The 7654-nt window shown below is 49.0% G+C and carries 5 protein-coding genes; 4 read left to right on the forward strand and 1 reads right to left on the reverse strand.

The genetic code is table 11. The features are described from left to right. Positions 1-176 precede the first annotated feature (176 nt). The 4 genes from VE954_RS17080 to VE954_RS17095 all read left to right on the forward strand — a co-directional run bounded on the left by VE954_RS17080 (position 177) and on the right by VE954_RS17095 (position 5467). On the forward strand, positions 177-956 hold the full coding sequence (locus VE954_RS17080; RefSeq protein WP_324954907.1) for an IS5 family transposase: 780 nt from the start codon (positions 177-179) through the stop codon (positions 954-956). 686 nt (positions 957-1642) lie between these two features. Then, positions 1643-2638 carry a ParA family protein gene (locus VE954_RS17085; protein ID WP_324954909.1) on the forward strand — a complete coding sequence of 332 codons (996 nt, stop codon included), beginning with the start codon at positions 1643-1645 and terminating at the stop codon, positions 2636-2638. A 4-nt stretch (positions 2639-2642) separates the two neighbouring features. After that, on the forward strand, positions 2643-3344 hold the full coding sequence (locus VE954_RS17090) for a hypothetical protein (RefSeq protein WP_324954911.1): 702 nt from the start codon (positions 2643-2645) through the stop codon (positions 3342-3344). A 326-nt stretch (positions 3345-3670) separates the two neighbouring features. After that, entirely contained in the window at positions 3671-5467 is a 1797-nt protein-coding gene (locus VE954_RS17095; protein ID WP_324954914.1) for a hypothetical protein, read from the forward strand. Positions 5468-5624: 157 nt separating this feature from the next. Here VE954_RS17095 and VE954_RS17100 read toward each other — a convergent pair whose 3' ends face one another. Continuing rightward, positions 5625-7481: a Tn3 family transposase gene (locus tag VE954_RS17100; RefSeq protein WP_324954916.1), complete on the reverse strand. Its 1857-nt coding sequence runs from the start codon at positions 7479-7481 to the stop codon at positions 5625-5627. Positions 7482-7654: the final 173 nt, after the last annotated feature.

Below are 7654 nucleotides of genomic sequence, written 5' to 3' on the forward strand. Positions count from 1 at the left end.
CAAACACCTTGGCGCTCAATGAAATGAATTCTTTTGATTTGTGGATGTTAGTGCCTGTTGAAAAAACTTTGGGGCAAGGCTTTTGCTTACTTTAGATTATTGAAATTGCATATAAAAATAGAACCCGGTTTGAATCCCTCAGTAACAATAATCTCTTCACGAGGGAACCGAGTTCTATGGATAGAACACCCTATCATAGCGATGTGACCGATGCCGAGTGGAAAATTCTGGAAATGCTGATGCCGGTGACATCGGAAAAAGGGAGACCGAGAAAATACGAATGGCGAGAAATACTGAACGGAATTTTTTTCGTCGTCCGTTCAGGATGTCAGTGGCGACAAATGCCTCACGACCTTCCGAAATGGTGGACCGCCTATTATTATTTCCGTCTGTGGATGGTCAGTGGAATATGGGAAAAAATTAACGACGAACTTCGCAAAATGGTACGCGAAGATGTCGGAAAAAATCGAGATGCAAGTGCAGCCATCATTGACTCCCAATCGGTTAAAACGACTGAATCTGGCGGGGCTCGTGGCTACGACGCTGGCAAGAAAATTAATGGCCGAAAGCGCCACATCATTGTCGATACGCTCGGCCTTGTGATAAAAGCCGTTGTCCACAGCGCTGACGTTCAGGATCGAAACGGAGCCATGAGAACGATCGAGGCCGCGCGGGAAAAGTTGGGTACTATAAAATTGATGTGGGCTGATGGTGGGTATTCAGGCCAACTTGTCGACTGGGTTAAAAAGGGAATCGATTTTGTTCTGGAAATCGTCAAACGCTCTGATGATGAGAAAGGATTCAAAGTTCTGCCTATGAGATGGATAGTCGAGCGGACCTTTGGGTGGCTTGGAAGGAATCGACGCATGAGCAAAGATTATGAACGGCATCCCAGGACCAGTGAAGCCCTGGTTTACTTGGGAATGATCCGTCTTATGCTGCGTCGTTTGGTGTGAAAATGCTGCCACGCAGTTTTTTCAACAAGCACTTAGTGATAACGTTGTTCAGTGTACGCTCGCCAATCCCAAGCCTTGCTTTGAACTTTATAACCAGGCCATCAAATACGCCAGGATCAGCGTCCCAACCCAGCTGGCCAGCGGCACGGCATTTGTTCCTGTTCGCTTCCTGACGAAGAACTATAAGGAATCGGGTCTTGATGAACTGGTTCCCTCGGGCGGCTATCAGTTTATTGATGCCTTGACGAAAGCCAAACGCCGCGAAATCGAAGCCCTTAGTGCAAAATCCTGCAGAAAATTTCGCTGATTATGACGTTTCAAGACAGGACTGACAAGCCCTGCAATCTTATGCATGGCCGACTAAATATGTGATTATCAATGCCAGCCGCTGCTACCGTGAAACTCAAGGCTGTGTGAAAGCTACTCCCCTTGATTCCGCCCCTGCCCCGCCGTCGCAACAGGACGGCCCCCAGACCCCAAAGGCCCAGGTAAAAGCGGGCATGATCAGCTCCAGTTTTCCCGGCCTTCACCGTGCAACGAAAGCTTTCTAGTCATGGTCAACCACTCCTGCGCCTCCATCCAGGGCATATTTTCATCAATGACAGTAAATAGTTGATAAATAGTTTTGATGCTGAGACACTTATTTTGTTCATGAACGAAATAATGTGTCAAACCATGGTGACTGTATGAATGATAAAAAGAAGCCCAAATCCAAGCTGAAGGCATTTCGCGATCACTCTTTTAGCCCAAACCAGTTGGTTGATTTGACAGGACTCTCAAGGTCATCGGTTTGGCGCAAGGTTCAAGCAGTTCGACAAGGTGCCGTCAGTTCAAAAAGTGAAGTTTCCTGGAACGATTTAGCGGAGTTTTACAAGGCTTCGGGGCAAAAGAAAAGGGACAGTGAGAACAAAATACTCGTGTTTGCAAATTTGAAAGGTGGGGTAGGAAAGTCTTCTCTGTCATCACAGGTTGCAATGAGAGCAAGTGCACTGGGATATAAAACTCTCCTGATTGATCTCGATCCCCAGGCACATGCAAGTCTTGCTGTTGGATTCAGTAATTTGGATGAAGATGTTCCTACTATTATGGATTGCCTTATAGGAAAGGGAGTGGATAAAAAAGACATACAGGAAGTTATCCAGGAGGTCACACCATTTCTATCAATAATACCGGCAAGTCTTTCGCTCAATTTTCTCGAAATCAAATTGCAGCCTGATCATCGCCGAGCAGAACGACTTCGCTCGATTCTGTCGCCAATAAGAGATGAATGGGATCTTATCATCCTTGATACCAATCCTTCCGCCAGCACCGTCAACATAAGTGCATATCTCGCAGCGGATCAGTTGCTCCTTGTATGCGCGACTGATTATTTAAGCGTAACTGGGCTACGACAACTTTTTGAAATCTTAAAGGATCTTCAGCACGATTTTAAAGATTTTGCACCAGACATCAAAGTTGTGCCGAACCTATTCGATGTTCGAGAAGCTATGGCTCAGACCAGCCTTGGAACATTGCGACAAAGTTATGGTGAATATCTTTCTCATACTGTAGTTCGCAAGAATGTTGATCTTAAAGAAGCACAAAGTCTTTCGCAGGCAGTCTGGCTCTATAACCGCAAGTCGCCAGCAAGTGAAGATATTGTTTCACTGACCGACGAACTCCTGGCCGATGGGGAGGCGTAATGAAATGACTATCAAAACACGAGAGCCAGACGACCGATTCAAGGCACAGGTCCCTGATTTTAAACTTGAGAAACGCAAAAGGCCAAAATACCGAACTTGGCGTGAAGATCCTGATGTGGTCGAAGAGGCCGAGGGCTTGTTAACAGAAGCGGAAGGACTTTCTAGATCATTGGGACAGGGTGGTATAAAAGAAACGCCATATTGTCGGGCCGATTTAGATAATGCAAAAAATTCTTTTGAACCCAAAGCTGACGCGAAACCCGACGTGAAAGCTGACGCGAAGTCCTACAATAAAATATTGAATACATTAAGAAATGATAGGTTTCTGTCAGATACCACGGAATATTGCTCATTAAGTGAATCTCAATTAGACGTGCTCAATGAAATATGCAAACTCTGTATAGTCCACGGAAAACTATCCACAGCAAAAGTTACTTATGATGAGATTGCTTCAAAGGCGTCCGTGAATAATAGGACAATTAAAGGCATCGCTAGAAAATTGGAAATGTGTGACATCCTTATTAAACGCGACAACCAATACGTGTCTGGCTCAAAAGGTCGTGTTTTTGAAGTCTCGCCAAAAGCCATCGTTTGTATGCTCTCGCACAATCAAAGCCTGAGAAAGTGGGTCGCGCGCCAGAGACTTCGTGTCGAAGACGTTAAAAAGTTCTACGATTTTGAGATGTTGAATATGCATCGTGATTAGTTTTAGAATCGGTACGGCAATGGTATTGCCAAATTGTTATTGAGGAAATGCTCTGATCGGCGCGCACTACCGGCCCCTAAGGTTTAGAAGGGAGCACTTGCGGACTTGTTAAAGTGGGAAAAAAAAACCCCATAAAGGGGATTGGGTGCAAAGATCTAAGGCAAAAAACTGTCTGAAGCGTGGTAACTCCAGACTATCTCCGCCTTAAGCTCAGTGCAAACCCTTTTGAAGACTATCGTCAAAAATTAGGCCGTTAGCAGACACTTTTGCGCATGTAGCCAGCGCCTGCGAACGGATGAGGAAACCTTTTGCCTGGAAGGCCATGGATGGCTGTTGCGGCGCTCGATATGTTCAGCGGACAGGGACGAAGCCGGACGAAAAAAATACCCAAGTCTAATCTTCAATCGCACTACCAGTTTGCGTTCTGGTCTTTCGAAGACGGTAAGCGCATTGCGGTGCCCGTGGGTGGCGTTCGAAGTGATAAGAGATCCGAATACGCCCTCATTTCAACAGCAATAAAGAACGAAGGCAGCGGAACGGAAACGCTCGTATGGCTTCACTTCGATCTTGATTTCAAGCGTGCTGACAAAAAGTGGGTTTGTGATGGAAAACTGGACTGGCCAAGGATTGCGGCCACTCTTCAAGCGGACGTTCCTGAGCTTCTAAGCTATCTCAGCTACGCAGTCCGCTCAACCAGTGGGCAAGGCCTCAGTCTTGTCCTTGCGATTTCGCCCCTTGAGCTGATCGATGAGACCTCCGAAGTTCAAAGGCTTGCTTTTCGTCTTCAGGCAATGATTATACGCATCCTGAATTTTTATGAAATGGGAGCCGACGAAGGAGCACGCGGTCTAAAGCGCCTGATGCCCAATATGTTCAGGGCTGATCGAGTGCTTGATCAGGCCGAGTTCGTGCAGCAGACAATCCAGAAAAACCGTCCACGGGTAATTCAAAAACTCCTCTATGCGCTTCGATTTCATCCCGCTATGAAGCCTAAAAACAAGCGGGATCGGAGCGATATACTCTGGCCTGACATCCGAGTTGAACTCCCCTGCGCGCGTCTTTACGGTGATCTGCTTGATACTGCCGGACCATGGGGCACGGAGCAAAGAACAGCCCAGGAAATCATCAGCCGCTATGGTATGTCTAAGAATACTGTTTATAAGCTGATTTCAGATCCCCCCAAGTGGCTGGGGGTGGAGCGCCTCACCGGCGGTGAGGGTTACAGGCTGACAATCCGCCCGACGCGGGAAATGACCGATCGTGCATATGATCTTTTGGAAAACGGAGGCGAAGGTCAGCGCAAAGGGATACTCCCGGCATTTTCAGCCGCGGCGATTTCTGCGCCGGAAAATGTCTGTGATGGGGGGCGCAATCAGTGGCTGGTGTCGGTCGTCCTTGCCTGCAAGTGGAAGGGAATTGATCGCTGTGCCCTCCATGAAGGACTCAAAAAGCTGATTCCACTCGTTTCTGGCTGGCAGCGTTCGCGGACTTTGACACGCGAACTCAAGTCGATCGTTCGCAGTCTATACCATCACCGCAGTTCCAGGATGGGCAGCAATCCCGACCTTATTTTACCAGAGTGGCTTTGCGAAGCGCTTTTGCCAGCCGCGCAAAAAACCTTTTCCCAAAATTTTTATAAGAAGGGAGCCGAAGGCTCTCACGTTCCTACTCTCGATTTGCTGGAATTACCCAAATGTCCTTTCGAAGTGGTTTCAACCAAGCCTGTTTTTCCTCCCCTCCCGTCAGGAGGGTGGCCGGTGGGGTCCGGGGGCGGGCTAGGCCCCCGCAGAGGCGGTGATGATGCGGGGCGTGGATCAGAAGCCACTGGTTGCAATGCCGTGTTTTTGGTTTCAACCGTTGGGCGTGATCCTCAGCCGGAACCTCTTCCCGAAGATCGCGAGCCGGCAGCCAGGAACCCAGTTTTAAGCGCCGAATCTGGTAGCGATGATACCTTTTTACAGCTGTCGGGATCAGCGCTCAGCGGCGCGTTTTCCAAGGCTTTAATGAGGTCAGCGCTTATCGCGGCGGAAAAGGTAAGGATTTTGACTCTGGTCACAAGCGAAACAGATCCCGGCATAAAGGATCAGCTGCGGCGGCGGTGGCTTTCGAAGCTTAACTCGTGACCCTGGTTTTTTTCGCAACGGCTGGCGGCTTTTTGCTGCTGCCGGATTCTTTTGAAGGCGAAGGAGTAAAGCCAAGCCTTTTCAAAAGTGTGTGGACAGTGGTAAGGATTACGACCAAATCCTACCAGATCGGCCTGAGACCATTGGTAATAAGCAGCTACGCATCAAAAGATAGGTTGAAATACTTGTCTGCCATAGGCTCAGGCACGCGTTCAAGATTCAAGGTATAATCCCCAAAGCGATTGATATGCTCCCTTCTATATGGTGACAGTGCTGATAACGCTTCCTGGCTGAACTCGTGGCCTTCCCTATTAAGCTGCGCCAGGACCTTACTCATCTCGTTGACCGTGTGGAGAATCACAAGGCTTGAAACAAGGTGGTTATATTTGATGACCTTTCGCTGCTCGTCACGGTCGTTCTCTGCAATGACGCCACCACCGAAGGCCACCCATTGGGCAAAGCCGTTGAAAGCCTCGCTTTTGTTCGTGGCTGCCTGGATCGTTCGCCTCAGCTCAGTGTCGCCGATATAGGAAAGTAGAAAAATTGTGCGGATGACGCGGCCAAGTTCCCGGAAAGCGAAATAAACCTTGTTTTTGCGGCTCTGGGTGCCGAGGCGTCTTAGAACAGTTGCAGCTGTGATGTGTCCGGCTTTTATCGAAACAGCCACCCTGAGCATATCAGGAAAGTGGGTTTCGATGAGATCCCAATCAATGGCCTCATCAAAAAGCTCATTGATGTGCTCATAGCGGGCATCCTTCTCTGACCGGAAAAACTTTAAATCCCTCCAGTTACGGATGCGTGGCATGAGCTTAATGCCAAGAAGGTGAGCCAAAGCAAATACAGGCGTGCTCTGTGCCTGCGTGTCGCCATGCAGAGTATCAGGCTGGATGTCGGAACGGTTTTGAAGAAGACCGTCGAGTATGTGAACCGCTTCCCAGACGCCGCACGGAATGAAGTGGCTGAAGAGGGCAATGTAGGTGTCGGAGACGTGGTAGTAGCCGATTCCACCGTAACCACCATAGCGAATGTGGTACTCCGAAAGCAGGTTCTGCTCATAGAGATCCCACTTGGTGCCATCTGCCGAGGCATGTTTTCCAGTTCCCCAAAGCTTTGGCAAGGCAAAGCGATTATAGGCATTAATAACTTCGACAGTCGCATCTTCAATTGTGCCATCAGTGGCATGGCGTTGGTTTACGAGTGAGACCTGACGCCTATCAAAGTCCTTGATGGAGCGAGCTGTCTGGCTCGGACCGAGGTTACAGCCATAGCAAAAGGTTGTCACAATATAGCGCTCCCTGGGTTTTTCGATTTTGGCATTGTGGCCCGACAGAGGCCCAAAATGCTTGGTCCAGCTGAGCCAGTGATCAGTGTCTGCCAGAATCTCGACAATGTTGATCGGCGGCATACGCTCAGCCATAAGCTGATCAAGTTGCAGAAATCCTGCTGGCATAGCCCTCCGGTCCAGCTTTGCGATGAATGGCTCGCCGTTCACAAGCCTTACAGCCTCATTATCTGGGAAGGACTTGTCTGCTTCTTCAGCAGCGGCGGTCAATTTTCCGCGCATCTGATCAATGAATGCTTTGCCGTCTATCGGAAGACCCACCTGCTCGCCGTATATAGAGCGCTCCCTTTCAAACTCTTCCCATGAAAGGAGTTGATGGCGATAGTCACCGAATCTGTCGCCCGCGCTTATGGCGAGATCGCCCGATTTTAGCTCCTGCATTATCTGAGTAAAAAGGCAAATCTCGAAATATCGGCGTGAAACCTGCTGTATCTTTTTGCCTGGTTTGATGCCAGGACCTGCCACCAGCGGCCACCACTTGTCAGCCACCCAGGAGAGATCAAGTGCTGCCGTATTATGGAGCCATTCGCCCTTGGCATTGCGGTTCTGCAAAAGGAAAGTGACTGCCAGGAGCACGGAATTGTCGCTGCTTGTTGTGATGAGCGGCATGGCCTCAAGAAGCGAGAAGACTGCCGAACGGATACCCTTAAAAATAGGCTCTGTCGCAAACATTTCGGAGGGTGAAGTAAGGTTTTGAAGGGATCATTCCCCGGACGCAGTTATCCTGCGAGGGCGTAAAACTTCTCGAATGGAGTGGAGCCCTGAATATCGATCTGACCTTTTTTGATCATGGCCATCATCTCGATTCCGGCGATGGTCTTCGCCGCCGACATGAAGGTTTTAAA

It is taken from the genome of Oligoflexus sp., assembly GCF_035638955.1.
GTDB lineage: Bacteria > Bdellovibrionota_B > Oligoflexia > Oligoflexales > Oligoflexaceae > Oligoflexus.

What these genes read in the sequence shown, in the direction of transcription:
- VE954_RS17095 (WP_324954914.1), top strand. Translation starts at nt 3,671, where the DNA reads ATGGCTGTTGCGGCGCTCGATATGTTCAGCGGACAGGGACGAAGCCGG.
- VE954_RS17085 (WP_324954909.1), top strand. Translation starts at nt 1,643, where the DNA reads ATGAATGATAAAAAGAAGCCCAAATCCAAGCTGAAGGCATTTCGCGAT.
- VE954_RS17090 (WP_324954911.1), top strand. Translation starts at nt 2,643, where the DNA reads ATGACTATCAAAACACGAGAGCCAGACGACCGATTCAAGGCACAGGTC.
- VE954_RS17080 (WP_324954907.1), top strand. Translation starts at nt 177, where the DNA reads ATGGATAGAACACCCTATCATAGCGATGTGACCGATGCCGAGTGGAAA.
- VE954_RS17100 (WP_324954916.1), bottom strand. Translation starts at nt 7,481, where the DNA reads ATGTTTGCGACAGAGCCTATTTTTAAGGGTATCCGTTCGGCAGTCTTC.